Annotated in this window: 26 protein-coding genes and 2 tRNA genes; 19 read left to right on the plus strand and 9 right to left on the minus strand. The window is 65.3% G+C overall.

Annotation, left to right across the window (positions count from 1 at the left end):
- Nucleotides 1-19: 19 nt before the first annotated feature.
- The 7 genes from ACFO0J_RS08000 to ACFO0J_RS08030 all read left to right on the plus strand — a co-directional run bounded on the left by ACFO0J_RS08000 (nt 20) and on the right by ACFO0J_RS08030 (nt 6,053).
- Nucleotides 20-568, plus strand: coding sequence for a MarR family winged helix-turn-helix transcriptional regulator (locus ACFO0J_RS08000; RefSeq protein WP_376812544.1), 549 nt, complete (start codon nt 20-22; stop codon nt 566-568).
- A gap of 103 nt (nt 569-671) precedes the next feature.
- Entirely contained in the window at nt 672-2,099 is a 1,428-nt protein-coding gene (locus tag ACFO0J_RS08005) for an efflux transporter outer membrane subunit (RefSeq protein ID WP_376812545.1), read from the plus strand.
- Between the two features lie 19 nt (nt 2,100-2,118).
- Nucleotides 2,119-3,321 carry an HlyD family efflux transporter periplasmic adaptor subunit gene (locus tag ACFO0J_RS08010; protein ID WP_376812546.1) on the plus strand — a complete coding sequence of 401 codons (1,203 nt, stop codon included), beginning with the start codon at nt 2,119-2,121 and terminating at the stop codon, nt 3,319-3,321.
- Nucleotides 3,318-4,940 (plus strand): DHA2 family efflux MFS transporter permease subunit, encoded by a 1,623-nt coding sequence (locus tag ACFO0J_RS08015; protein WP_376812547.1) that lies wholly within the window; start codon nt 3,318-3,320, stop codon nt 4,938-4,940. The genes ACFO0J_RS08010 and ACFO0J_RS08015 overlap by 4 nt, the downstream gene beginning before the upstream one ends.
- A 70-nt stretch (nt 4,941-5,010) precedes the next feature.
- Nucleotides 5,011-5,086, plus strand: a tRNA-Asn gene (locus tag ACFO0J_RS08020).
- Nucleotides 5,087-5,190: 104 nt separating this feature from the next.
- Nucleotides 5,191-5,556 (plus strand): pyrimidine dimer DNA glycosylase/endonuclease V, encoded by a 366-nt coding sequence (locus ACFO0J_RS08025; protein ID WP_376812548.1) that lies wholly within the window; start codon nt 5,191-5,193, stop codon nt 5,554-5,556.
- A 56-nt stretch (nt 5,557-5,612) separates the two neighbouring features.
- On the plus strand, nt 5,613-6,053 hold the full coding sequence (locus ACFO0J_RS08030) for a hypothetical protein (protein WP_376812549.1): 441 nt from the start codon (nt 5,613-5,615) through the stop codon (nt 6,051-6,053).
- A 12-nt stretch (nt 6,054-6,065) separates the two neighbouring features.
- Here ACFO0J_RS08030 and ACFO0J_RS08035 read toward each other — a convergent pair whose 3' ends face one another.
- Nucleotides 6,066-7,286 (minus strand): MFS transporter, encoded by a 1,221-nt coding sequence (locus ACFO0J_RS08035; protein ID WP_376812550.1) that lies wholly within the window; start codon nt 7,284-7,286, stop codon nt 6,066-6,068.
- Nucleotides 7,283-8,578, minus strand: a complete 1,296-nt coding sequence (locus ACFO0J_RS08040; RefSeq protein WP_376812551.1) for an SGNH/GDSL hydrolase family protein — start codon at nt 8,576-8,578, stop codon at nt 7,283-7,285. The genes ACFO0J_RS08035 and ACFO0J_RS08040 overlap by 4 nt, the downstream gene beginning before the upstream one ends.
- 121 nt (nt 8,579-8,699) lie before the next feature.
- Here ACFO0J_RS08040 and ACFO0J_RS08045 point away from each other — a divergent pair, with 121 nt between their 5' ends.
- Nucleotides 8,700-9,605 (plus strand): LysR family transcriptional regulator, encoded by a 906-nt coding sequence (locus ACFO0J_RS08045; RefSeq protein ID WP_376812552.1) that lies wholly within the window; start codon nt 8,700-8,702, stop codon nt 9,603-9,605.
- Here the strand turns inward: ACFO0J_RS08045 and ACFO0J_RS08050 are convergent, their stop codons facing one another.
- From ACFO0J_RS08050 to ACFO0J_RS08060, 3 genes are all read right to left on the minus strand, one after another.
- Complete coding sequence (locus ACFO0J_RS08050; protein WP_376812553.1) at nt 9,606-9,827, minus strand: hypothetical protein; 222 nt, start codon at nt 9,825-9,827, stop codon at nt 9,606-9,608.
- An 82-nt stretch (nt 9,828-9,909) separates the two neighbouring features.
- Complete coding sequence (locus ACFO0J_RS08055; protein ID WP_376812554.1) at nt 9,910-10,584, minus strand: DUF3313 domain-containing protein; 675 nt, start codon at nt 10,582-10,584, stop codon at nt 9,910-9,912.
- Between the two features lie 69 nt (nt 10,585-10,653).
- On the minus strand, nt 10,654-11,580 hold the full coding sequence (locus tag ACFO0J_RS08060) for a LysR family transcriptional regulator (protein ID WP_376812590.1): 927 nt from the start codon (nt 11,578-11,580) through the stop codon (nt 10,654-10,656).
- 151 nt (nt 11,581-11,731) lie between these two features.
- Between ACFO0J_RS08060 and ACFO0J_RS08065 the strand changes: the two genes are divergently transcribed.
- The 6 genes from ACFO0J_RS08065 (at nt 11,732) to ACFO0J_RS08090 (ending at nt 20,521) form a co-directional block, all read left to right on the plus strand.
- Entirely contained in the window at nt 11,732-13,870 is a 2,139-nt protein-coding gene (locus ACFO0J_RS08065) for a 3-hydroxyacyl-CoA dehydrogenase NAD-binding domain-containing protein (RefSeq protein ID WP_376812555.1), read from the plus strand.
- A gap of 212 nt (nt 13,871-14,082) precedes the next feature.
- Nucleotides 14,083-14,859: a sterol desaturase family protein gene (locus tag ACFO0J_RS08070; RefSeq protein WP_376812556.1), complete on the plus strand. Its 777-nt coding sequence runs from the start codon at nt 14,083-14,085 to the stop codon at nt 14,857-14,859.
- Nucleotides 14,843-15,751 carry a fatty acid desaturase gene (locus ACFO0J_RS08075; protein WP_376812557.1) on the plus strand — a complete coding sequence of 303 codons (909 nt, stop codon included), beginning with the start codon at nt 14,843-14,845 and terminating at the stop codon, nt 15,749-15,751. The genes ACFO0J_RS08070 and ACFO0J_RS08075 overlap by 17 nt, the downstream gene beginning before the upstream one ends.
- 35 nt (nt 15,752-15,786) lie before the next feature.
- Nucleotides 15,787-17,754, plus strand: coding sequence for an iron-containing redox enzyme family protein (locus ACFO0J_RS08080; RefSeq protein ID WP_376812558.1), 1,968 nt, complete (start codon nt 15,787-15,789; stop codon nt 17,752-17,754).
- Nucleotides 17,751-18,629 carry a DUF6999 family protein gene (locus ACFO0J_RS08085; RefSeq protein WP_376812559.1) on the plus strand — a complete coding sequence of 293 codons (879 nt, stop codon included), beginning with the start codon at nt 17,751-17,753 and terminating at the stop codon, nt 18,627-18,629. Before ACFO0J_RS08080 ends, ACFO0J_RS08085 begins: the two co-directional genes overlap by 4 nt.
- Nucleotides 18,630-18,829: 200 nt before the next feature.
- Nucleotides 18,830-20,521 carry a bifunctional diguanylate cyclase/phosphodiesterase gene (locus tag ACFO0J_RS08090; RefSeq protein WP_376812560.1) on the plus strand — a complete coding sequence of 564 codons (1,692 nt, stop codon included), beginning with the start codon at nt 18,830-18,832 and terminating at the stop codon, nt 20,519-20,521.
- A gap of 33 nt (nt 20,522-20,554) precedes the next feature.
- Here the strand turns inward: ACFO0J_RS08090 and ACFO0J_RS08095 are convergent, their stop codons facing one another.
- Entirely contained in the window at nt 20,555-20,938 is a 384-nt protein-coding gene (locus ACFO0J_RS08095) for an RNA-binding S4 domain-containing protein (RefSeq protein ID WP_376812561.1), read from the minus strand.
- A 123-nt stretch (nt 20,939-21,061) separates the two neighbouring features.
- On the opposite strand from ACFO0J_RS08095, the gene ACFO0J_RS08100 reads away from it, so the two are divergent.
- From ACFO0J_RS08100 to ACFO0J_RS08115, 4 genes are all read left to right on the plus strand, one after another.
- Entirely contained in the window at nt 21,062-21,625 is a 564-nt protein-coding gene (locus ACFO0J_RS08100; protein WP_376812562.1) for a DUF488 domain-containing protein, read from the plus strand.
- A 267-nt stretch (nt 21,626-21,892) separates the two neighbouring features.
- Nucleotides 21,893-22,126, plus strand: coding sequence for a hypothetical protein (locus ACFO0J_RS08105; protein ID WP_376812563.1), 234 nt, complete (start codon nt 21,893-21,895; stop codon nt 22,124-22,126).
- Nucleotides 22,127-22,255: 129 nt separating this feature from the next.
- Nucleotides 22,256-23,485, plus strand: a complete 1,230-nt coding sequence (locus ACFO0J_RS08110) for a DUF3422 domain-containing protein (RefSeq protein ID WP_376812564.1) — start codon at nt 22,256-22,258, stop codon at nt 23,483-23,485.
- 23 nt (nt 23,486-23,508) lie between these two features.
- Nucleotides 23,509-24,627, plus strand: a complete 1,119-nt coding sequence (locus tag ACFO0J_RS08115; RefSeq protein ID WP_376812565.1) for an AI-2E family transporter — start codon at nt 23,509-23,511, stop codon at nt 24,625-24,627.
- Here ACFO0J_RS08115 and ACFO0J_RS08120 read toward each other — a convergent pair.
- Complete coding sequence (locus ACFO0J_RS08120) at nt 24,578-24,946, minus strand: MAPEG family protein (RefSeq protein ID WP_376812566.1); 369 nt, start codon at nt 24,944-24,946, stop codon at nt 24,578-24,580. The two genes, ACFO0J_RS08115 and ACFO0J_RS08120, sit on opposite strands and share 50 nt — an antisense overlap.
- Before the next feature lie 203 nt (nt 24,947-25,149).
- Here ACFO0J_RS08120 and ACFO0J_RS08125 point away from each other — a divergent pair.
- Nucleotides 25,150-25,225: transfer RNA gene (locus tag ACFO0J_RS08125), tRNA-Thr, on the plus strand.
- A 75-nt stretch (nt 25,226-25,300) separates the two neighbouring features.
- On the opposite strand, the gene ACFO0J_RS08130 is transcribed toward ACFO0J_RS08125, so the two are convergent.
- Entirely contained in the window at nt 25,301-25,585 is a 285-nt protein-coding gene (locus ACFO0J_RS08130) for a helix-turn-helix transcriptional regulator (RefSeq protein WP_376812567.1), read from the minus strand.
- Nucleotides 25,582-25,908 carry a type II toxin-antitoxin system RelE/ParE family toxin gene (locus ACFO0J_RS08135; protein ID WP_376812568.1) on the minus strand — a complete coding sequence of 109 codons (327 nt, stop codon included), beginning with the start codon at nt 25,906-25,908 and terminating at the stop codon, nt 25,582-25,584. Before ACFO0J_RS08135 ends, ACFO0J_RS08130 begins: the two co-directional genes overlap by 4 nt.
- Nucleotides 25,909-26,172: the final 264 nt, after the last annotated feature.

Consider the following 26,172-nt stretch of genomic DNA (forward strand, 5'->3'; position numbering starts at 1 on the left):
GATGCTGTAGAATTTTAGCATGCAAGACACCAGGCCGAACGGCCCCTCCCCTCTGCCGCAAGACAGCGCCTGCCAGTATTACAGCGGCACTTCCGGCGACCTCAGCCCCGAACGCAACGTCGGGCTGCTCGTCAAACATGTCCATAACCTGCTGCACCGGGTCATCGACCTGCAGACCTGCCCCATAGGCCTGACGGCCAACCAATGGCGTCCCCTGCTGCTCATCCTGGTCCGAGGCATCGACACTCCGGCCGAACTGGCCCGCGTCCTGGACGTGGACACGGGCGCTACCACGCGCATGCTGGACCGGCTGGAATCCAAGGGCTTCGTGCGGCGCGAACGCGTGCCCGAAGACCGGCGCGTCGTCAAGATCGTGCCGACGGACGAAGGCCGCGCGGTGGCGGACCAGATCCTGCCCGCCATTTCCCAGGCGCTCAACGTCCACCTGAACGGCTTCTCCGAAGACGAGATCCACATGCTGATCGCCCTGCTCAAGCGCATGATCGTCAACGGCGAACACTATCTGCAGCAGTCGGCCGACACCTCGGCCCCCACCGACACGCCCTGACACCCCCTGACACGCCACAACGCCTCGCAAAGGTGCATACTGCCCTCTGATCACTGACTAGTCAGATACAGACCCGATCAACAATATTCAGCTTCCTGTCAGCATGAAACCCCTCATCCCCCTGCTGCTCGCTCTCTCGCTCTCCGCCTGCGCCCCCATGGACCCGGGTTCCCCCGCCACCAAGGCACTCGACGCCCAGGCCCTGGGACTGACCGACACCGCCCTCGCCTGGCCGGGCGACCGCTGGTGGACGCGCTACCAGGACGCCCAATTGGACGGTCTGATCGACCAGGCCCTGCAATCGAACCCGTCCCTGGACGCCGCCGCCGCCCGCGTGCGCGTGGCCCGGGCGGCCGCGCGCGGCGCACGCGCCGTGCAATGGCCGCAAGTCAACGCCAACTACCATTTGACGCGGCAGCGCTACAGCGAAAACTACATCTATCCGCCCCCTCTGGGCGGTTCATACGAGACCGACACCGGACTGGGACTGCAGTTGGACTTCAATCTGGACCTGTGGGGGCGCCAACGCGCGCTGGCGGGCGCTGCCAGGCAGCGCGCCGCCGCTGCCGAAGCCAGCCGCCAGCAGGCCCGCGTGCTGTTGGTCTCGGCCGTCTCCCAGGCGTACTTTCAGTCGCAAAACGCCCAGGCCCAGGCCGACGCCATCGGCCACATCGCCAGCAAGCTGCAGGAAGCCCTGGACATCACCCGCGACCGCTACAAGAACGGCCTGGGCACCCAGGTGGACGTGGACCAGGCCGACTCGGCGGTCTCATCCGCCCGGGTACAGCTCAGCCAGGCGAACAACAACGTCCAGTTGCTGCACCACCAGCTCGCCGCCCTGCTGGGCCGATCTCCCGAGCAACTGCCGGCGCTGGCCGCACGCCCGGGCGCCGCGCTGCCGCCCGACATCCCGGGTCGACTGCCCATGGCCCTGCTGGGCCGGCGCGCCGACATCACCGCCGCCCGCCTGCAGGCCGAAGCCGCCGGCGCCGAAGTCTCCGCCGCCAAGGCCGACTTCCTGCCCAACATCGACTTGTCGGCCAGCTTCGGCTACCTGTCGCTGGGCCTGGACAAGCTGGTGCGCAGCAGCAGCGAAAACTACGGCGCCGGCCCGGTCATCACCCTGCCGATCTTCAATGCCGGCGGCCTGAACGCCCGGCTGGAGGGCCGCCGCGCCGAGCGCGACGAGGCCATCGCCCGCTACAACGAAACCGTCCTGGGCGCGCTGCGCGAAGTGGCCGATGCCCGCGATTCGATCCAGTCGCTGCAAGAACAGATCCGCCACCAGGAAGCCAGCATGAAGGCCATCACCTCGGCCTATGACGTGGCCCTGAGCCGCTATAAAGCCGGCCTGGGCGACTTCGTGCAAGTGCTGCTGGCGCAAAGCGAAGCCCTGAAGCAGACCGTGCAGACCACCGACCTGCACGCCCGCGCCTATCTGCTGGACGTGCAACTGGCGACCGCCCTGGGCGGCGGCTACGTCCAGGACGACGGCGCCCCGCGCGCCGCCGCGACCTCGACCCGACAATAAACTTTTCTTCGACCGCATCATGACTGCATCCAGCCCCAGCAACTCCCCCGCCCGCACCCGCCTGATGCTCTGGGCCACCGGCATTTTCGTCCTGGCCGGCCTGCTCTATGGCGCGTGGTGGCTGATCTTCGCCTCCCACTACGAATCCACTGACGACGCCTACGTGCACGGCAATCTGGTACAGGTCAGCGCCCAGATTCCCGGCACGGTCATCGCCATCGGCGCCGAGGAAACCCAGACCATCACCCAGGGCACCCGCCTGGTGACCCTGGACGGCAGCGACACGGACATCGCCCTGGCCCAGGCCGAAGCCGCCCTGGCCCAGACCGTGCGCCGCACCCAGACGCTGTTCGTGCAGAACGACGCCCTGGCGGCCGACGTCGCCGTGGGCGAGGCCAACGTCGAACAGGCGGACACCCAGCTCAGCAAGGCACGCAACGACCTGCAGCGGCGCAACGCGCTGCGCGGCACCGGCGGCGTCAGCGGCGAGGAACTGCTGCACGCCCAGGTCGCCGTGAAATCCGCAGAGGCCAGCCTGGCCCAGGCCCGCGCCGGCCTGGCCGCCGCGCGCGCCAAACTGGCCACCAACCAGGCCCTGACCCGGGGCAGCACCGTGGCCACCCACCCCGACGTGCTGCAGGCAGCCGATCAGGTGCGCCAGGCCTGGCTGTCCAGCGTGCGCACACACGTCCTGGCCCCGGTGGGCGGCATGGTCGCCCAGCGCTCCGTCCAACTGGGGCAACGCATCCAGCCGGGTACGTCGCTGATGACGATCGTGCCGCTGGACAGCCTGTGGGTGGAAGCCAACTTCAAGGAAAACCAGCTCGACGCCATGCAGCCCGGCCAGCAGGTCAAGCTGGTCTCCGACCTGTACGGCAGCAAGATCGCCTATCACGGTACGGTCGCCGGCATCGCTGCCGGCAGCGGCAGCGCCTTCGCCCTGCTGCCGGCGCAAAACGCCAGCGGCAACTGGATCAAGGTCATCCAACGGGTACCTGTGCGCATCCGCCTGGACCCGAAGGAACTCCAGGCACATCCCCTGCGCGTGGGCCTGTCCATGACGGCCGAGGTCGACCTGTCCTCCACGCCGGAACAGACGGACGCCAGCCGGCAAGGCGGCCAGGCGGCCGAACCGGCCCTGAGCACCCCGGTCTACGATCATGACCCGGCCGAGGTCGACGCCCGCATCCAGCAGATCATCCAGGACAACACCGCCTCATGAGCACTGCATCCTCTCTTCCGGACGACGCGGCCGATCAGGCGCCGGAGGCCCCCGCCGCCCCGGCCCAGCCGCCCGCCGGGGGCTATCCGCCCCTGGAAGGCAGCGCCCGCACCTTCGGCACCATCGCCCTGTCGGCGGCCGTGTTCATGAATGTGCTGGACTCGTCCATCGCCAACGTCTCCATCCCCACGATCGCCGGCGACCTGGGGGTCAGCGCCACCCAGGGCACCTGGGTCATCACCTCGTTCGCCGTGGCCAACGCCATCACCGTGCCGCTGACCGGCTGGCTGACGCAGCGCTTCGGCCAGGTGCGCCTGTTCGTGCTGTCCGTGATGCTGTTCGTCATCAGCTCCTGGCTGTGCGGCTTCGCCTGGTCGCTGGAATCGCTGGTGTTCTTCCGCGTGCTGCAAGGCGCCGTGGCCGGGCCGATGATCCCGCTGTCGCAGTCCCTGATGCTCGCCAGCTACCCCCGGGCCAAAGCCGGCATGGCCCTGGCGCTCTGGTCCATGACCATCCTGGTCGGCCCCATCGCCGGGCCGCTGCTGGGCGGCTGGATCTCGGACAACTACGCCTGGTCCTGGATCTTCTACATCAACGTCCCCGTCGGCCTGATCGCCGGCTGGGCCTCATGGCAGGTCTACAAGGAACGGGACACGCGCCGCATCCACCTGCCCATCGACCGCATGGGCCTGATCCTGCTGGTCGTCTGGGTCGGCGCCCTGCAACTGCTGCTGGACAAGGGCAAGGAACTGGAATGGTTCGCCAGCCCGCTGATCTGCGTGCTGGCCGTGGTCTCGGTCGTGGCCTTCGTCTATTTCGTGATCTGGGAACTGACCGCCGCGCACCCGGTGGTGGACCTGACCCTGTTCGCGCAGCGCAACTTCACCTCCGGCACCATCGCCCTGTCGGTCGCCTACGGCGTGTTCTTCGGCACCGTCGTGCTGCTGCCCCTGTGGCTGCAGAACACCATGGGCTACACGGCCACCTGGGCAGGCGTCGCCTCGGCCCCGGTGGGCATCCTGGCCATCATCCTGTCGCCCGTGGTAGGCAAGCTGCTGGCCCGCCACGACCCGCGCCCCATCGCCACCATCGCCTTCCTGATCTTCGCTCTGATCAGCTATATGCGCGCCCAGTTCAACACCAGCGTGGACCTGTACACGGTGATGCTGCCCACCTTCATCCAGGGGGCGGCCATGGCGACTTTCTTCATCCCGCTGACGACGATCTCGCTGTCGGGCCTGAGCCCCGACCGGATCCCCGCCGCCGCCGGCCTGTCGAACTTCTTCCGCCTGGTCTGCGGCGCCTTCGGGACCTCGATCACCACCACGATCTGGGACAACCGCGCCTCGCTGCACCACAGCCGCCTGACCGAAGTCGCCCGCCCCGGCGAGCCGGCTTTCGACCACATCATGGGCGGCCTGCAGAACCTGGGCGTGAGCCCGCAGCGCGGCGCGGGCATGCTGGACGGGGTCATCAATCAGCAGGCCTACACCATGTCGGCCACCGACATCTTCTACGCCTCGGCGCTGATTTTCCTGGTCCTGATCGGCCTGATCTGGCTGGCCCGGCCGAAGACCTCGGCCCACGGCGGATCGGCCGCGGGAGGCGGCGCGCATTGATTTTTTTGCATGAAGCGATGCGCTTTGCGCGCGCCCAGAAATTTGTGCTATAGTTTCGCTTCTTCGCAGTTCCCCGATAGCTCAGTCGGTAGAGCGACGGACTGTTAATCCGCAGGTCCCAGGTTCGAGCCCTGGTCGGGGAGCCAAGAAATTCAAGGACTTAGGTGAAAGCCTAGGTCCTTTTGTTTTGTCCGTATGTGCCGGTTTATGTGACGCTGTCATCAAACAGCTTTCGCCCAATCAGGACACCATGACCCGCATCAACTGCGTCCCCGTCGAAGAACTCAGCGGCCCCCATCTCGTCGCCGAGTACCGGGAACTGCCCAGGGTGTTCGCGCTTGCAGAGAAAGCCGCTGCTCGCGGGAACCTGTCCCAGCCGGCGATATACACCCTCGGCAAAGGCCATCTGCTCTTCTTCTATACCCGATTGGGGTACCTGGCCAGACGCCACGCGGAACTGATCGGCGAGATGAAAAGGCGCGGGTACAAGCCCACGTTTTCCGGTGTCCGCAGGGAGGATTTCCCTGGAACGCCCGACGCCTACTGGATCGACTGGGAGCCGACCGACGAAGCGCTGGCACTGAACCGAGCCAGAATCAGGGAGCGAGGCGCATAACCTTTTTGTAATAATGAACGACGCTATGCCGAGCAAGGATCACTAAAAGGGAACACATGAATACACGGACTCTTGCACTGGTCGGGTTACTCAGCCTTGGCATTCAGACCTGCAATATTGCGCAAGCGCAATACACCCTCTCCAGGGAAGACGCCAAGAGCCTACGCGTGACTCATGGCGATTCCTCACCCAACGGCGCCGCACGAGGTGTCCTGCAAGCCCCTCAGGACAGATCCGCACGAGATTCCGAGTTCAGCGAAAAATTCAACAAAGCGCTATCGGACGTAAAGCGCAAAGAGCAAGAGGCTCAGGCACAGTCGTTGCGCACTCAAATGCAAAACCAGGACATGCTCAACAGCAATGTGCACTCGCCACACCGCAGCGATACTACCGCGCCTAAAGGTCGTACCGAGATCCGGTTTGACAAAAGAGGCACGACCGCATGCGGCAAGACAGAGTCCGGGCAGACACGGTGTGAAACTCAAGGCCAGTGGTAAAAAAGGCGACGCCTAAGATTCGCTCCGCGAACCTTTCAACTCAGCGGGGCGCGAAATGGTGCCGAAACCCGATCGACGCACCAGCCATGCCAGCGGCAATTGCGCCATCGCGGCAAGCACGACGCCCGCCCAGGGCGTCATCACCATCTGGTCGCATGCGACCAAGGCGCTGCCCAGCGTTTCGCCCAGTGTGATCCCCAGGTTGAAAGCAGAGATATTCAAGGCCGAGGCAAAGTCCACTGCACGCGGCGTCCAGCGTTGCGCGGTTTCCAGCATCCCGGCCTGAAAGCCCGGCGACATGCCAAACGCCAGCACACCCCACATAAAGAGCAGCGGCGCCATCGCGGCTTTGCAGGGCAGCGCCAACGCCAGGGCGACAAGCACAAACGACAAACCCAGCAACATCCGCCGCAGGGCAAGCGGCCAGCCAAGCGTGGCCGCCCAGCGCCCGCCGGCCATATTGCCCACCAAGGTTGCCGCGCCGAACACCACCAGCAGCAGGCTTGCCGCATGGGTCGGGAATCCGGTGACGTCGGTCAGGATGGGGGTAATGAAGGTAAAGGCGGTGAAGCTCGCGCCAAATCCAAAAATGGTGATGCCCATCATCGCGATGATCGCCGGCCGCCCCAATGCGGCGAGTTGTGTGCCGACCGGGCCGGCCGCCTGCACCGGCAAGACTGGCACCCATCGCGCAGTCACGACCAAGGCGATCGCAGCCAGCGCAGCCACGGCGAAGAACGGCAAACGCCATCCTAATCCATTGCCGACCAGGCTGCCCAGCGGAACGCCGACCACCATGGCCACGGTCAACCCGGCAAACATGACGGCAATCGCGCGACTGGCCTGCCCTCGCGGAGCCAGCCGTGCCGCCACGGTGGCGCCGATTGCGAAAAAGCTGCCATGCGCCACCGCCGTGACGATGCGGCCGGCCAGCAAGGCGGCGTAGCTCGTCGATAAGGCGGACAGCAGGTTGCCCGCCAGAAAGAGAGCGACCAGAACGAGCAAGAGCGGTTTACGCGGCCATCGCGCCAAGGCCAGCACGACGACGGGCGTTCCGATGGCAAGCGCCAGCGCATAGAGTCCGACCAGGCCGCCCGCGCGCGACAGCGACACGCCCAGATCCAGGGCGATGGACGGGAGAATCCCGACCACGATGAACTCGGCCACGCCGATGGCAAACGCGGTGACGGCAAGCGCCCAAACGCCAGGGTGTGTGCGGCGGTCCTGGCTCATCGCGCCACCTCTTCCATCATCGCAAGCGGATCATCCAGCCCCGGCAGCAGCACCTCGAGGTCGACGGCCTCGGCCATGGCCCGGTTGCCCTCATCACCCGGATGCAAATGGTCGCCGGAATCAAAGCGTCGCGCCATGCGGGCCGGATGCGCGGGATCACGCAGTGCCGCATCAAAGTCAATGACGGCATCGAACGCACCGCCGTGGCGTATCCATTCATTCAGCGCATGGCGCATGGCGTCCTTATCCGCGCGGTAGTAGTTGTCCAGCGGCGTATCCGGCAACGCGCCTTCGAACGGCGTGAGCGTCGCGCCAATGACACGCACCCCGCGGCTATGAGCCTGCCCGATCAACTGACGGAATCCTGCCTTCATCTCGTCCAGCGACGGGCGCGCCGCATCAGGGGCGAAGGCCGTGCCCGGCCAGGAGATGTCGTTGATACCCAGCATCACGATGACGCTTTGCACGCCGGGCTGCGACAACACGTCGCGATCGAGTCGCGCCAAGGCATTGGCGCCCATGCCATCGGACAACAGCCGCGCGCCGGAGATACCGGCATTGACGACGGCGACACCCCTCGGCACGAGACGGGCGGCCAGGAAATCCGGCCAACGGCTGTCCTGATCCAGGCCGGCGCTTGCGCCATCGGTAATGGAGTCGCCGAGCACGGCCACGGCGCGTGCGGGCTGCTCCGTCTCAACCTGGATGCCCGCTAACAGCAGTCGGGCCGAGGTGCTGCTTTGCGCGGTCATCTGCAACACGCTCGCCCGGGTCTGATCGCCCGCAACAATCCAGCCGGTCTGCCGTCCATCCCAATGGAAGGTCTGCATGGGCGTCACGTGCGGCAGATAGACGCTGACAGCGACTTGCGACAGCGCGGGAACCGGCAAAGCCACCGGATCGCTGAGCAGCGACGCGCCGGGCAAGATGGTCGCCGCCTCCTGACCGCCAAACGTCACGGTCCTCGGATGATCGGCGGCGACGGCGCCCTCTCCAGCCGGCTGCGCGACGGTGGCCTGACCGACCTTGATCGGCGCGCGCCCGTCAGCATTGGACAGCACGATGCGCAGACGCTCCCCTCCCATACTGACCCGCGCCACTTGACGAACGGTCTGGTCATTCAACGCCGCTGGCACATAGGTCGGAAACAGAAAATCCGCCCCCCATACCGGCTGCGGACTGGCTTGCCACGTGGCCACCCAGTGCGACTGTGCCCAGACAGGCGCGGCAAGCCCTGCCGACAATGCCAAAGCCAGCATGGCGGCGGCCGAGGCCTCAAACAGTGATTTCATGCTCATTCCTCAATGATGAATTCAAGATCATTTAATGAGAAAATTATGAATTCAAAGACATGAATGAACTAGACTCTTCACCGGCACATCACCTGTGAGCCGAACTCATCAAGGAGCAGGCATGGCCCGTATGGACGTCAACCGATCCGGCGAACTGGAGGTCTTCGTGCGCGTCATCGAGTTGGGCGGTTTCTCCGCCGCCGCGCGCGCCTGCGGCATGACGCCTTCGGCCGTCAGCAAGCTGGTGGCGCGCCTGGAGCAGCGCCTGGGCACGCGACTCGTGAACCGCTCCACGCGGCAGCTCCAGCTCACCCCCGAAGGCTGCGCGTTTTACGAGCGAGGGGTGCGCATCCTGGCCGACCTGAATGAAGCGGAACGCTGCGCAAGCGCCGAGGCCACGCCACGAGGCCGGTTGAGGGTCAATGCCAATGTGCCCTTCGGCCACCACTTCCTGCTGCCGCTCGTACCGAAGTTTCTGGCGCATCATCCCGACGTGACGCTGGACATCGTGCTGACCGATGAGGTCATCGACATCCTGGAGCAGCGCACCGATGTGGCTGTACGGGCCGGTCCCTTGAAAAGCTCGAATCTGGTGGCACGCGCGCTGGGGGCCACGCGCATGATGATCGTCGGCGCGCCCGGCTATCTGATGCGCCACGGCACGCCGACCACACCTGATGCACTGTCGGCCCACAACCGCTTGGGCGCGAACTATGTCCGTGCGCAGCCCGGCTGGCCCTTACGGCATCACGGCCAGGATGTCGTCGTGCCGGTCGGCGGCAATGCGCAGGCCGGCGACGGCGAAGCGCTGCACCGCCTGGCACTGGCGGGCCTGGGCTTGGCACGCCTGGCCGCTTTCCAAGTGCGGGACGACATTGCCGCCGGCCGCCTGATCCCCGTACTCGAAGACAGCAACCCCGGCGACCTGGAAGAAGTCCACGCCGTCTATGTCGGCCAAGGCGGCTACCTGCCTCTGCGCGTGCGGGCTTTTTTGGATTTCCTGGCTGAACACGTCGACATGGATTGATCAGAGCTGGGCCAGTAATATCTCGGCCAGGGCATCGGGCTTCAGCCGAGCCACGTTGTGACCGCAATCGAGGGCAATGGTCGACCACTCCGGATCGGCGCTCAGGCGTCCAAAGAGTTCCCGAAACGGGCTGCCCTCCCATCCATGCGCGCCGACATAGGTCTTGCGCGGGACGTCCCGCCCGCCCTGCCAGCCTCCGGCAATCAGGATAAAGGTCGCCATATCATCGGCCCCGACAGTAAGGTTGATGGGAAGGCACTCGACCCCGGCCGGAATGGATTTTTCCGGTTCGCCGCGTACCGCCTCAGCGTCCCGCTGCGCGATCCAGGCGCTGGCCCAAACGCGCCACCCAGAAATCGATCAGCTCGTGCACCTGATCGGCTGAGGCCGGCGTGGCGCCCCCCGCCACCGTCGCACCGCTTTCACGGCCGTCGATCGTGGCCCCCAGCACCCGGCCCGACACACTATCCAGCACCTCGCCTTCGATCGTCATCCGCAGCATGTGCGGGCTCGTGTCGGTGGCCATGCGGGCGACATTGAACAGCATCTTCGCCGGAACCAGATCCGTCACCTTGAACCCCGGTGAAACCTGCGCCAACCCCACCACGGCCACCCGCAGGCGCGCCACGCCCGGGCCGGCGGCCTTGACGATCTTGTACTGCCGGGCCTGCAGCATCGTCGTCATCTGCGACCTGAAGTAGTCGGACAGGTCCCGCAAGCGCGCAGTATCGAGCACCTGGTAGCCCTGGTTGGTATTGATGATGAACGACACATCCTCGACGAGGAAGCTGCGGTATTTCCCGGGACGCAGGTCCGGCGCGGTGTAATGCCGGAAACCGGGATCCTGCGGGTCGGACGTCAGCAGGCTGTAGTCATGCAGAAAACCCGACTGAGCCTCAACGGGCGCCCGCGACGGCTGCGTCGTGGCGCAAGCGGTCAGCAGCGCCAGACAGGCCCCTGCAGCGAATAGCTTCATCATTGTCCTACCCCCTCTCTGTTTATTTTCATGACAGAAAGTCTTGAAACTTAAAGGGGATGGCCGACGATGTCAATGCGGATCAATGTCCCCTGGCCGACCAGGGGTCGCCCGGGCCTGCGCACGGGCCAGGATGTATTCGATGAACGTCGACGTCGCCCGCGTGTGGTAGCGGTTGGGCATATAGAGCATGAACATTTCCGTGCCGAAGATGCTCAGTTGCCAGTCGTCCAGGATAGTCCGCACCGCGCCGCATGCGATCTCATCCTGCACCAGGTAATCCGGGATGATGCCGATGCCCAGTCCGGCCATGACGGCCTGGTGCAGGAACTGGAAGTTTTCCGACATCAGCGTGGGCTCCAGCAGGACTGTCTGGCGTTGCTGATCGCGATAGGCGGACAGCCGCAACTGGCGGCCCGCCACCCCGGCGGTGAGGACGGGCGCCATGGGCAGGCCTTCCAGCGTGTCAGGCAGGCCGTGTTGCTCGATATAGCTTTGCGCTGCGCAGGCGATGTGGCGCACGGCCCCCAGCGAACGGGCCACCAGGTTCTGGGGGGGATTGGTCATGACCCGCACGGAAATGTCCGTTTCGTCGCGCAGCATGTCCGGCAGATGATTTTCAAACGTGACGTCCAGCACGATGCCGGGGTGCTGGCGTTTGAAATCCAGCAGCCAGGGCCCCATCACCGCCTGACCGAAACCGCTGGGAATGCTCAGGCGCAGGCGGCCGCGCAGTTGATGGCCCAGTTCGCGCACAGAGTCCTGCGCAATGGCCAGTTCGGTGCGGATCCGGCAGCCGTGCTCGTAGAGCCGCAAGCCGACTTCCGTGGGTTCGGTGCGACGGGTCGTGCGGCGCACCAGTTGCTGCCCCAGGGTTTGCTCCAGGCGGTTCAGGTGATAGCTGACGTTGGCCCGGGTCATTTTCAGTCTGCGGGCGGCGGCGCTGAGGTTGCCCGCATCCAGGATGTCCGCCAGGAATACCAGGGATTCCGCATTCAAAGAATGAGGGTGCATGATGTTTTGTCAAATAATTTTTGACAGTATGTCAATCACCTATGACATTGTAAAGCCTATTGAACAGTGAAAGAATGATTCTCCAAACGGCGCGCCGCCACGCGCGCATCAAGATCAATCGCATGGAGACTCTCGAATGGCCCCCCACCCAGCCCACCCGACGCAGGACGTCGTGACTTCCCGTCGGGAAGGTTCTGTGTTCGTCATCACGATCGACCATCCACCCGTCAACGCGCTGGGGGTCGCGGTGCGTCAAGGCCTGATGGCAGCGATCGAGGCCGCCGAACAGGATCCGGAGGTCCAGGCCGTTCTGGTGCTGGGTGCGGGTCGCCATTTCATCGCAGGCGCCGATATCCGCGAATTCGGCAAACCGCCGCAGCCTCCGCTGCTGACGGACGTCTGCAATCGCATCGAGGCCTGTACCAAACCCGTCGTCGCGGCGGTACAGGGATCCGCCCTGGGCGGCGGCCTGGAAGTGGTTCTGGCGGCCCACTATCGCCTAGCGCTGCCGGGCGCGAAATTCGCCTTGCCGGAAGTCACGCTGGGCCTGCTGCCGGGCGCCGGCGGCACACAGCGCGCCCCGCGCCTGATGGGGGTCGAAGCCGCCCTGGATCTGATGCTGGACGGCAAGCCCATCGGCGCCCGGCAGGCCCAGGCCCTGGGGCTGGTGGATCGATGGGTCGACGGAACCGATCCTGTGCAGGCCGGCCTGGCCTATGCCCGCGAGCTGGCGGCGTCCGGGGCGCCGGTCCGCCCGACGCGGGACCTGCGCATTGCCGTTGCGGACATGCCTGCCGCCAGCCAGGCGCTGGATGCCGCGCGGGCGTCGTTGAACAAAAAATACCGGGGCCTGTTTTCCCCGGCGCGCATCATCGATGCCGTCCAGGCGGTCCTGGACCGGCCTTTCGACGAAGGCCTGCGCCTTGAGCGGGACTATTTCCGGCAGTGCCTGGACACCCCTCAGCGACAAGCCTTGATCCACACATTCTTCGCCGAACGCGAAGCGGCCAAGGTCCCGGAAGCGGGCCGGGCGCAGCCGCGTCCGCTGGATCGGGTCGGCATCGTCGGCGGGGGCACGATGGGGGCGGGGATCGCCGTCGCCATGCTGGACGCCGGCTTGCCGGTGACCATGATCGAACGCGACGAGCCCAGTCTCGAGCGCGGCCGGGCCAATGTCGCCAAGGTCTATGACAGTCTGGTCAAGCGCGGCCGCCTGGACGCCGCCGAACGCGACCGCCGCCTGGGCATGTGGTCCGGCGCCACCGACTATCAAGCCCTGGCGGACGCGGATCTGGTGGTAGAGGCCGTATTCGAGGACATGGCGGTGAAATCCGCCGTCTTCGCCGAACTGGATCGGGCCTGCAAGCCGGGCGCCGTGCTGGCCAGCAACACCTCCTATCTGGACATCGATCAGTTGGCGAAAACCGTGTCTCGGCCGCAGGACGTGATCGGGCTGCACTTTTTTTCGCCGGCCAACATCATGAAGCTGCTGGAGATCGTCGTGCCGGACCAGGTCGCCGACGATGTCGTGGCCACCGGCTTCGCCCTGGCGCGGCGCCTGAAGAAGGTCGCCGTGCGGGCGGGCGTCTGCGATGGCTTCATCGGCAACCGGATCCTGGCCGTCTACCGCTTGGCCGCCGACTACATGCTGGCTGACGGCGCCTCGCCCTATCAGATCGATCAGGCCGTACGCGGCTTCGGCTTTCCCATGGGGCCTTTCCAGGTCGCCGACCTGGCCGGCGGCGACATCGGCTGGGCCGCGCGCAAGCGTCGGGCCCCCACCCGGGACCCAAACCTGCGCTATGTGCCGATCGCCGACCGCCTGTGTGAACGCGGCTGGTTCGGACAGAAGACCGGCCGCGGCTGGTACCTGTATCCGGAAGGCGGCCGCGCAGGACAAGAAGATCCCGAAGTCCTGGCCATCATGGACGAAGAACGGCGGAAGGCCGGGGCCGCCCCACGCGCCTTCACGCAAGAAGACATCATGCGCCGCTACATGGCCGCCATGATCAACGAAGCCGCCAACGTCGTGCACCAGGGCATCGCCTTGCGGCCGTTGGATGTGGACGTGGCCATGCTGTACGGCTTCGGCTTTCCCCGCTACCGTGGCGGGCCGCTGCACTATGCCGATCACGTCGGGCTGGACGTCGTCCTGGCGGACATTCGCGCCTTCGCGGCCGAAGACCCCCATTTCTGGAAACCATCGCCGCTGCTCGTCGAACTCGTCGAGCAAGGCAGACATTTCAATGACTTGAACCAGTCCAAGCAAGGCTGAGGAGACCGATCATGCGAGAGCTTGCCAATGCGACCAAGACATCCGTTTCGCTGCGCGTGCCACACAAGCTTTCCATGATTGACCAGGACCACTGTCGCAGTGTGCAAACGCTTTCGCTCCCTTCGGATATGCGCTGCCCCGTCCCCCTCCCCCCCCCGCCATCCAACGAATCGCTTATGATGCAAGCCATTCTCCGGTAAAACCCAACCGTTATGGCCCACGCTTTCGCGGCCTTGTCTGCTTGGCAGGTCATGCAGGCGGGCTTGCTGTTTTTCGGCGGCATCTACCTGGTCTTCGGCGCGACGACCTGGCTGTTGACGCACCGTCTGCTGCCCGCCCTGGGCATCGGGCGCCGGCTGGACCCGCGTCCGCTCGCCCCCGGCCAGTTGCGGCGCGAGCTCACGCTGTCCGGCCTGTCCATCCTGCTGTTCGGCACAGGCATGATTTTCCCGTGGGGGCTGCTGCAACTGGGATGGGCCGGCCTGGCCCCGGATGCCGGCTGGCCGCAGATCCTGGCCGAGATCCTGGTCTTGATGATCTGGAACGACGTGCATTTCTGGATCAACCACCGACTGCTGCATACCAGGCTGCTGCGGCGCTTTCATCTGCCGCATCACCGCTCGGTCGTGACCACGCCCTTCTCCACGTACAGCTTCCATCCCATCGAGGCCTTGATGCTGGGCAATGTGATCCTGCTGCCCATGGTGCTGCATGATTTCAGCTTCTGGTCGCTGCTTGCCGTGCCGCTGTTCAGCCTGTTCTTCAACTGCATCGGCCACGCCAATTACGATTTCTTCCCCCGCGTGTCTTACGCGCATTGGTTTGCCGCCAGCCGGCGCCATCATTTGCACCATGCCTGCTACAACGGCAACTACGGCTTTCAATTCACCTTCATGGACCGCCTGTTCCGCACCCGGCTGCAGGCCGATGCGGCGGCCGGCCCGCTAAAGGCTTTCCGGCAACGGGCCTCGCTTGACAGTCAGACCTGAACCACCGCGCAGGCTGCCGTCGCTGCGCCGCCGGCGCGACTGGCAAAGCCTGGTCTACCTGGCCGCCCTGCCGTCGCTGGCGGCCTGGCAGTGGATATACGGATTCTGGTGGCCGCTGTACGGGCTGATGCTGTTCCTGACACTGGGCGTCGGCGTCATCCACCACAATCACACACACCTGCGGATGTGGCGCGGGCGTTGGGCCAATCGCGCGACCGACTGCTGGATCACGCTGCTGCAAGGGCACCCTACGTTCGTCTTCTATCCGGCGCACGTGGCCAATCACCATCGTTACCGCCACGGCCCGGGGGACATGACGCGGACGTATCGCTTCGGCGGCGATACGAACCATCTGCGAGGCTATCTGATCCATCCGTTCCAGGCCGCCTGGGCGCTGTATCCCCTGTTCTTTTCCTGGCTGGGCCGCCTGCGCCGCCACCGGCCGGGCGTCTGGCGCTACTGCATGGCGCAGTACGGTGTCTGGCTGGGTCTGTGGATCGGCCTGCTGGCCGTGAATCCCGCCAAGGCCCTGATCTTCGTCATCATCCCGCAGTTGCACGGACTGCATTGGCTGCTGGCGACCAACTACCTGCAACACGCGCATGCCGACGGCGGCCCCCGGTCCCTGGCCGGCCTGGACTATGCGCGCAATTTCGAAGGGCTGGTCAATCCGCTGTTGTTCAACATCGGCCTGCACACCGCGCATCACGAGCATTCACGCGCGCATTGGGCCGACCTGACCCGGCTGCATCGCGAACACTACCGCAACCGCATCGACCCGGCGCTGCGCGAGCGCGGCCTGCTGCCCTACATGTGCCGCGTCTTCGTGCTGGGCGCTTTCGCCCCGCGTTTTCGCAGCCGCTCACGCATGGCGCCCGAACACGTTCACTAGCGCCGCCCGCCCACTCTGACTCCCAGGCCCTCGCCATGCCCACTGCATTTCATCGTGTCTATCTGGAAAGCGCCGGCTATTTCATGCCGGGCGAGCCCGTGTCCAACGAGGACATGGACCACTACATCGCGCCGCTGAACCGCCTGTCCAAGCGGATCAAGCACCGCATCCTGGCCGAGAACGGCATCCGGCAACGCCACTACGCGATCGACTCAACCGGCGCGACGGTCTTCAGCAACGCGCAGATGGCGGCCCATGCCATCCGCGACTGCCTGCGGCGCGGCGACAGCGATCTGTCGGCCGTGTCGCTGCTGGCCAGCGGCTCATCGGGCGGGGATGCGCTGATGCCGGGGTTCGCGAACATGATCCAGGGCGAGCTGGCCGCGCCGCCCATGGAAACCCTATCGGTACACGGCATCTGCGCGGCCAGCGTCTCGGCCATCCAGGCGGCTGCGCAGGCCGTGGAACTGGGCGGGCACGGCAGCGCGCTGGCGGTGGCCAGCGAACTGCCGTCGCGGCTGTTCAAGCGGTCGCGCTTCGCGACACAAGGCTACGACGCCGATTTCGACGCGCACTTCCTGCGCTGGATGCTGTCGGACGGCGCAGGCGCGGTGCTGCTCGGCCACACCGGCCGGCCGTTGCCGGGCACCTCGCAGGGCGTCCGCCTGCGCCTGAAATGGGTGCACCAGCGCGCGTTCTCCGGCGACTATCCTGTCTGCATGCAACTGGGGCTGCCGGTCGGCGGCCAAAAAAATCACCTGGATTATCCTTCCTGGGCCGAAGCCGAGGCTGACGGCGCGCTGTCCTTGCGCCAGGACATCCGCCTGCTGCCGCACCTGTTCGACATCGGTATCCATGAATACGCCCAGTTGGTCCGCGACGGCTGGCTGAACCCGGCGCAGGTGGACCATTTCCTGTGCCACTATTCGTCCGAGAAATTCATCCCCGTCGTCGAAGACCTGATGCACAAAGCGGGCCTGGTGATCCCCCGCGAGCGCTGGTTCAGCAATCTGGCGTGGCGCGGCAATACCGGAGCGGCCTCCATCCTGATCATGCTGGCGGAATTCCTGGAGACGCGCGAGGTGAAACCGGGCGAGCAGATTTTCTGCTACGTCCCGGAGTCCGGGCGTTTCATGGCGGCCTATATGCTGCTGGAGGCCGAAGCCGCGCAGGCCCGGCCGGCGGCCGACACTGCGACCGGCACAGCGTCCATCGCAACCGCCGCCGGCGCGCACGCGCGCCACACGGGCGCGGATGCTGATACCGCCGCCCACACCCATGCCGACCTCATCACCCCGCCGCACGATCCGGCGACGGCGCCGCACGGCCTGGGCGGTCTGCTGACCGAACTGGCGGCGATCTGGCACGGCTACCGTTCGCAGGTCTGGCGCACGCCGGTCGTGCGCCGCCTGCGCGAACGCCGGTTCCGGACCGCCGACTATCTGCGCTGGATGGAACACTGGATACCGCAGGTGCGCGAGGGCAGCCGATGGATGCGCGAAGGCGCGGCGTCGCTGTCCGGACGCTATGCGCCGCTGGCCGCGCTGATCGACCTGCACGCCGGCGAAGAACAGAACGACTTCGAGATCCTGTTCCGCGACTACCGCCACGCGGGCGGCACTGTGGACGAGATCGGCGCCTTGCGCCGCAACCCGGGCGGCGAGGCGCTGAACGCCTATCTGCATGGCCTGGCGGCGACACGCGACCCGATCGGGCTGCTGGGCGCCATCTACATCATCGAAGGCACGGGCCAGCGCATCGTACCGGCGCTGCTGCCGCTGCTCAGGGCCGGCCTGAGCCTGCCGCCCGACGCGTTCCGCTTCCTGGAATACCATGGCCACAACGATGAACATCACCTGGCACGCTGGCTGTCGGCGGTGGAACTGGCGCTGGACTGCGCCGAGGATGACCGGGCGGAGCAACGCATCATCGACACCGCCCGCCGCACCGCCGCGCTCTATCTGATGCAGTTCCACCACGTCATGGAGGACGAAGGCGCATGAACCCGGAACCGGAATTCCTGGCCCAGGGGCACGACCCCGCCAATCCCAGCCCCTGGCTGGCGCTCTATCTGGATCGCAGCACGCCCCTGCCGGACAAGGTGAAAAAAGCGTGGCTGACGGACTCCAGTTGCGCCTCGCGCCAATACTTGCTGCCGTTTCTGCGGCCGCTGGCGCGCGCCTTCATCATCCTGATCCAGATCATCAAGACCTTTTTGCCGCGCCGCTGGTCGCACTCCAGACTGCTGCACCGCATCCTTGCCTGGGGGCTCAAGCGCTTCGTCTCGCCGGAAGCCAACTGGCTCATTCTGCGGCACTTCCATCTGGGCGCGCAGATCCTGTCCTTCATCGCAGCCAATGCGCCCGTCGCCATCACGACCACGCCGCTCGAACCGCGTCACATTGATGACTTGAAAGACGAACTCTTCGTCAAGCACGACCTGAACCTGTTCAATTTCGTCATCCGCCTGAACCAGGCGCTGCGCGAAGCCGGGGTCGACCTGCACGCCCCCGAACAGCTCGACTTCTCGATGATCCGCGACCCGGCGCTATTACTGGAGGACATGCCGCGAAGCCGGCTGAACTTCCTGGATCTGCAAAGCGCCATCGAACTGTTCACCCCGCTCTATCAGTTGCTGCTGACGGACAACGACTTCTGGCGCGCAGCCAATTCTCTGCAACTGGACGAGACCATCGGCATCTATGCGGCCAAGCTGCTGGGGGCGCCGCAACACCTGATCCTGGTCAACAACCACCATCCCTTGGTGCCGCTGTCCACCCTGCGCGCCGGCCATCGCCTGGTGCTGCATGGACTGTCGACCGAGATGCTGCACAGCCTGCTGATGGAAACAAAGGCGGCCGACGAGCAGCCCGCGTGATGGGGCCGGCGATTGGCCCTATCGCCCCTGCGGGTCTCACGGGTCCGAGCGGCGTGATTGGCCTTGTCAGTCAATTTCTGCTCTACTTAGGACGTATTTTGTAACGAAACCGACACACGTTGACCTCCACGCCGCCCCAGCATCGCGCCTCCTCCAGGCAGCGCATCAACAGACGCTCTTCGCTCAAACTTTCACTGGTCATGCCCTTCGTGGTGCTGATCGCGCTCCTGACGGGGTCGCTGGGTGTGCTCTGGTACTGGACTGGAACGCGCATGGTCTCCACGCTCTCGCGCCAGCTCATGATCGAAATGGTGGAGCGCATCGGCGAAGCGATCGACCGCAACATCTACCAGTCCCGGGCCATGCTGGAAGTCGCCTTCCCCACGCAAATGACGGCCGCGCCCGATCTGGTCGAGAACCTACCGGCCCTGCAGGATCGCCTCTGGTCCGCCACCTGGCTCGATGAACAGCCCGGCGCCTATGTCTACTACGCCAACATCGCCGGACAGGGGGCCGGACTGAAGCGTGAAGGCCAGGACCGTGCGGAACTGCGCATCAAGACGGTCGCCGGCGCGCACCGCTATTTCTTCGTTCAGCACGGCATGAACGCCGCCCCTGTGTTTACGAGTACAGAGGACGCTTTGTTCGAGCCCCGCTCGCGCCCCTGGTTCAAGCAGGCCCAGGCGTCCGCAGAGGCTTACACCTGGACACCGACCTACATCGACTTCAGTGCGCACGACCTGGTCATCACCCGGGCACGCAAGGTATTTTCCGACACGGGCGAGTTCGAAGGCGTGGTCGCGGCCGACATTTCCCTGCGCTCACTCCAGCAATTCCTGGGCGCCCTCTCCCTGAGTGCGGGTGCGCGGGCCTTCATTCTGGAGGCCAACGGCCAACTGATCGCCGGTTCGGACCTGCCCAATCTGCGCGAAATGCCGAACGCCCCGCCGCAGCGCATCAACGCGGCCCACCGGGTCGATCCGATGCTGCTGTCCGTCTACCGGCACCTGCGCCCGCTGTTCCAGATCGACGGCCCGGTCCTGGACACGGCCCTGTACACGGACGCCGACGGCACATCCATCCAGTACGCCTACCGCCGCGTCACCGACGGCCAGGGCCTGGACTGGCTGGCCATCGTGGCGGTGCCGCACGATGACATGGTCGCCGGCATCCGCAGCGACGTCGTCCTCGTCATGGCGCTGGGCCTGCTCGCGCTCGGGATCGCCCTGGGGCTCGGCCTCTGGGTCTTCGGCGGGGTCGCCCGGGACATGCGCACGCTGACCCATGCCGTGCGCCGCGTCGGCCAGGGCGAAATCAATACGCCGATCACCCTCAGGCGCAAGGATGAAATCGGCGAACTGGCCGACAATTTCCAGCACATGCGCCACCGGCTGTTCACCGATCCGCTCACGGGCTGCATCAATCGCAATGCCTTGCAGCACAGCCTCGATGCCCTGACGGGGCCGACGCCGGAAGGCCAGCCGCCGCAGCGCTTCGCGCTGCTGTTCCTGGATCTCAACCGCTTCAAGCCGCTCAACGACCAATGGGGACACGACAACGGCGACCGCGCGTTGACCGAGGTGGCGCAGCGCATCAAGGCCCAGTTGCGCGACGACGACCTGTTGGCCCGCCTGGGCGGCGATGAATTCGTCGCCGTTCTGGAGGGCGTCAGCCAAGAGCGCCAGATACAAAGCGTCCGGGAAAAAATCGAAGCCGAACTTCAACAGCCCCTACGCACGCTGCAGGGCATCCCTGAAGGCGTCGAAGTCACGCTGGGCGTCGCCATGGGCGTGGCCTTGTACCCGCGCGACGGCGAGGATCCGCAATCCCTGCTCAAGCACGCCGACCAGGCCATGTACCACGACAAAAAAACATCGGGCGAATCGCGCTGAGCGCCGCAGGCGCACGGAAGCCCCTGCGCACCTTCACCGCCCCCGCCAACGGTCCATCTGCCGCCGATCGCGCTTGGTGGGACGGCCTTCATCGAAATCCCGGGCCGGCTCAGGCGCCAGGCGGCGCATTTCAGCCGCATGTGCCCGCGCCGCCACGCTGTCGGGCGTTTCCTCGTACAGCCGCGCGGCCTGGGGCGCCGGCCCGCGCACCAGGCTGAGCGCGCGCACCCGGACCTGCACCGGCGGCTGGCCGGCCCGACGCACTTCAATCAGATCATCCTCGCCGATCTCGCGGGCAGGCTTGGCCTGCTGACCGCCGACCAGCACCCGCCCCGCATCGATCTCGTGCGTCGCCAGGCTGCGGGTCTTGTAGAAACGAGCGGCCCACAGCCACTTGTCGAGTCGCATCCTGTCCATCACCCCTCCATCCTGCCTGTTCGCGGCGCGCCAATGGGACTATCGTGTGCTGAAAGGCGTACGGGCCCACTGCCCGCATCCGCTTGCACGCTTTCAAGCATACTGGGAATCCGGGGGCCAGGAATGACATCACCGCTCTACACCATCGGCCACTCGACCCGCAGCCTGGACGACTTCGTCGCCCTGCTGACGCAGGCCGGCATCCTATGCTTGGCCGACATCCGCACGGTGCCGCGCTCGCGGACCAACCCGCAATTCAACCGGGACACGCTGCCCGAATCGCTGGCCGTCCATGGCATCGCGTACGAACACATGAGCGCCCTGGGCGGCCTGCGCGGCAAATCGAAGACCGTGCCGCCCGACACGAACGGGTTTTGGGAAAACGACAGCTTCCACCATTATGCGGACTACGCCCTGAGTGACGAATTCCGCCTGGGGCTGGACGCGCTCATCGCACAGGGCCAGGCGCGGCCCGCTGCCATGATGTGCTCGGAATCGGTCTGGTGGCGCTGCCATCGCCGCATCGTGGCCGACCACCTGATCGCCCGGGGCATTCCCGTGCTCCACATCATGGGGGCCGGCCGGCTGGAGCCCGCCCGCCTGACGCCCGGCGCCATGGTCCGCAACGACGGCACGGTCGTCTATCCGATGCCCACGGATGCACAAGCCACGCCCTCCACGCACTGACGCCGGGCTGCCCCACCCCTCGAACCGCAGCGACGTTCAACCGGCCGTCAGCCTCGTAATCACCTGCATCCGGCCTGATTGCCCCCTCGGCCGGAGAGCCGCGCTGCGCCTCGCTCCACACTTCCCGCACCCTCGATCCGATGAAATGGAGCATTACAAACGGCGGAAAACCGGGACGAACTTCCGCCCCGCCCGGCGTTCTGAGCATCAGGTGGTCCGCCACCGCCCGGACACAAGGGTGTCGGGGCACTCACTGGAGTTGATGTCATGACGACCCGTTCCCGCCTTGCCTTCCTGGTTGCCTGCTCGGCCGCCGTTCTCGGTCTCACCACGGCGTCCGCCTTCGCCGCGAATGCGCCCGCCGGACAGCCCGCCGCGCAATCGAGCACGCAGGCCGCTCCCCACCACGACAAGAAAATGCCTGCTCATCACGCCAAGGCGAAAAAGAGCCACACCGGCATGAAGACTCAACACGCCAAGGCGCCGAAAACCCCCGCCTGACCGATCCATGCTTCTTCAGACGCCGCAGGCGATGCCTGCGGCGTTTTTTTTACGTTTTTATTTTTCATACTTCCGCACGGGTACTTCCGATACACTGGGTTCCTTTTCCGTTTCCCTCCTGTCCACCGCATGCACCCGCACCGCAACGCCCTGCACAACGAGCTGCACGCCCGCCCCTCGATGTATTTCGACGCGCCGGCGCAGGTCTTTCACCTGGCTTTCCTCGACGAGCACGAGGCGGCGGAGGCCATCGTCCGCTCGCTGTGCGACCGGCACGTCGCGCTGGCGGACCCCGCCCTGCCCCAGGGCGAATTCCCCGTGGGCGGCGCGCGGTTGAAATGGGAACGCCACACCGAATTCCTGACCCTGACCCTGGTGATGCCCGGCGCCCAGCCCGTCCCCTGGGCCGCCCTGCCGTCCGTCCTGGCTGAGGTCGCCGAGGTCCACAGCGCCCTGCTGATCAACGCCGTCCAGGTCTGCGTGGAATCCGAGGCCACCTGGCGCGGATCGATCGACGACTACGGTCTCAAGGATCCGGTCGGCTCCAACCTGGACGACGGCAAGGCCACTGTCTGGAGCGACCTGCGCCTGAACGGCAACGGACTGAATCGCATGCTGGTGCTCAACCGGGCGTTCGACAACCGGCGGCTGGGCCGCATGGTGCGCCGGCTGCTCGAAGTCGAGACCTACCGCCTGATGGCATCCCTGACCCTGCCCGTCGCCCGCGACCTGGGCGGCGAACTGCGCCAGTACGAACAGGAACTGGCCACCCTGTCCGACGCCAACGCCCGCGCCGAGCCTCAGGACATCAAGGCCCTGCTGGAACGCATCACCCGCCTGTCGGCCCGGATCACGCAGACCAGCGCGCGCACGCGGCTGCGCTTCAGCGCCACCGAGGCCTATGCCGAACTGGTGTTCGAGCGCATCGCGGAACTGCACGAAAGCCGCACCGGCGACTGCCAGCAACTGGGCACCTTCATCGCCCAGCGCTTTCGCCCCACGGTGCGCTACTGCGCCTCCACCGACCAGCGCCTGGGCCGCATCGGCAGCGCGGTTTCCCACCTGAGCAATCTGCTGCAGGCCCGCGTCCAGGTCGAGATGGAGGAGCAGAACAGCCAGATCCTGTACAACCTGAGCACCCGCGCCGAAACCCAGATCAAGATCCAGAAGGCGGTGGAAGGCCTGTCCATCATCGCCATCAGCTATTATCTGTTCAGCCTGTTCAAACTGCTGTACCAGGGCGTCCTCACGCTGGGATTCGAGCTGCCGCCCCGCACGGCCCTGCTGGCCGGCACGCCGCTGGCGGCGCTGATCATCGGCATCATCGCCTATCGCATCCATAACACCCGGCGCCACTGACGCCCCAGACATACAGTCCAACCATGCCCACCCTGCACTTTCGCAGTTTCCTGCTGCTGCTGGCCGCCGTCTCGATTGCCTTCATCAGCATCCTGATGCCCTTTTATGCGGCGATCTTCTGGGGCGGCGTGCTGGCGGTCATCTTCAGCCCCATGCAGCGGCGCCTGCTGCACCTCATGGGCGGGCGCAGCCCCAGCCTGGCGGCCTTTCTGACGCTGCTGTGCATCACCCTGATCGTGATTCTGCCGATGCTGTTCATCGCCGCCTCACTGGCCAACGAAGTCGCGGGGCTGTACTCGCGCATCAATTCCGGCCAGTTGAATCTGGGCGGCTACTACGAGCAGGTCGTCGCCGCCCTGCCGCCCTCCGTGCATGGCTGGCTGGATTCCTTCGGCCTGGGCGATCTGCTCAGCATCCGTGAAAAACTGTCCGCCGGCGCCCTGCAGGTCAGCCAGCTCCTGGCCAAGCAGGCCGTCAACGTCGGCCAGAACACCCTCCAGTTCGTGGTCGGCATGGGCATCATGCTGTATCTGCTGTTCTTCCTGCTGCGCGACGGCGCCGACATGGTGCCCAGACTCAAGCGCCTGATTCCGCTGGAAGACTCGCACCGCCAAGGGCTGTTTCAGAAGTTCGCCACCGTGGTGCGCGCCACGGTCAAGGGCAACATCGTCATCGCCGCCACCCAGGGCCTGCTGGGCGGCCTGATGTTCACCTTTCTGGGCATCCAGGGATCCCTGTTCTGGGGGGTCACGATGGCCTTTCTGTCCCTGCTGCCGGCCGTCGGCGCCTCGCTGATCTGGGGCCCGGTCGCCATCTATTTCCTGGTCACCGGCGCCTTGTGGCAGGGGATCGTCCTGATCCTGTTCGGCGTGCTGGTCATCGGCCTGCTGGACAATCTGCTGCGCCCCATCCTGGTGGGCAAGGACACCAAGCTGCCCGACTACATCGTGCTGATCTCCACCCTGGGCGGCATGTCGGTGTTCGGCCTGAACGGCTTTGTCATCGGCCCGCTGTTCGCCGCGCTGTGCATGGCCTGCTGGGACCTGTTTCCCGACGCCATCGCCCAGCACCAGCAGGGGCTGCAGCGGGAGATCAAGCCCACAGAATCATCAGATTCACCACCAGCGCCGCCCCCCAGATGATCGAGCGCACCGTGCCGCGCCCCAGGACGTAGGCCAGCACGAACAACACCCGCAGGGCCACCCAGGCCCCCATCAAGCCGGCCAGCCGCTCCGGCTGGGCATCGGCATGCAGGGCATACAGCACGGCCGCATAGAAGAACGGCAGCCCCTCGAACAGATTCGCCTGCGCCGCATTGGCGCGCGACCGCCAGCCCTGCTGGGCGGCCAGCCAGGGGCGCGGATCATCATTATCGAACCGTCGTCCCCCCGCCTTGGCCGCCAGCGCGGCCCCGTACGGCAGCACAGCCGCCGCCACCATCAGTCCCTGAACCCAGCTCATTGCGACCTCGTCCTGCAGAATATCGGATGTGCGTATTATGACGGCGTCCTGTCCTGCGCAGACAGAGCTCCATTTCCTGTCCGACACCCGCTGGCAACAGGCTGCCAACTTACAGAAAAATTCATGTACAATGGCTGGCTTTGGTGCTGAGCACAAATGTGCTTGGCCACCAGATTCGGCAGGACGTTTTCACATCCGCCGTCGCCGGCTTAGCTCAGTTGGTAGAGCAGCTCATTCGTAATGAGAAGGTCGGGGGTTCGACTCCTCTAGCCGGCACCAGTATTCATGCGGCTTTGCGATCATTTCGCAAGGCCGCTTTTTATTTTTCCGGTGTTTCCGGTAAAACCCTCAACATCAGCAGGACAGCACCTCGAGTTTAATGATCGGACGAGTACCAGTCGCTTCTGCATAACGCGCAAGGGTACGCATGGACGGCAAAGTGCGGCCACTTTCCAGCCGGGCAATCGTGGACTGCGTCGTATGCATCCGGTCGGCCACCTGATCTTGCGTCAAGCCGGCACGCACACGAGCACTGATCAGTTCGCGGGCAATGGCAAACTCTGGCCCCTGCGCGTCATATTCAGCACGCGTGCCGGGATCAGCCAACATCCGGGCCTTGATCCGGGACAGGTCTTTCATTTTTCAATCTCCTGCAAACGAGCCAGTGCGGTATCTATCGCTTTGCGTGGCGTTTTCTGTGTCTTCTTCACGAACACGTGCAACATGGCCAGCACCTGCCCGGTGCGTGCAATATAAAGCGCACGGGCAATACCATCCCGCCCCGTCAAACGCATTTCCCAGAGCTTGCCTTCAACGAACCGCACATGAGGCAAACCCACTTTATAGGGACCGAACTCTTCAAGCAGTTCACTGATCCACAGAAACTTGGCTTGCTGATCAGCAGGCAGCATCAACAATTCTGTCTCGGCCGCTGGCAGAACCTCTACATGCCACGTCATCATGATATCTCTTTTTTGCTATAAAACATAGCCTATCGATCAACGCCCGATGTTGGCGACACGTCGGACCGCGACCCGAATCCCCTCCCCTTATACTCCGGCCCCCGCCCCGGAATCCGGTAACATGGACCGCATTGTCCACCCCTGTCCGCTTGGGGATCTCTGAACAAGTCCTCACGTCGCGTTCATCTGCGGTCTCGGGCGGTCTGCTGTGTTGCTCATCCTCGCGATAGCTACGGCTATCGCTGCGGTTCGCGCCTTGCATCC

Source organism: Castellaniella hirudinis, assembly GCF_042651965.1.
Taxonomy (GTDB): Bacteria; Pseudomonadota; Gammaproteobacteria; order Burkholderiales; family Burkholderiaceae_B; genus Castellaniella; species Castellaniella hirudinis.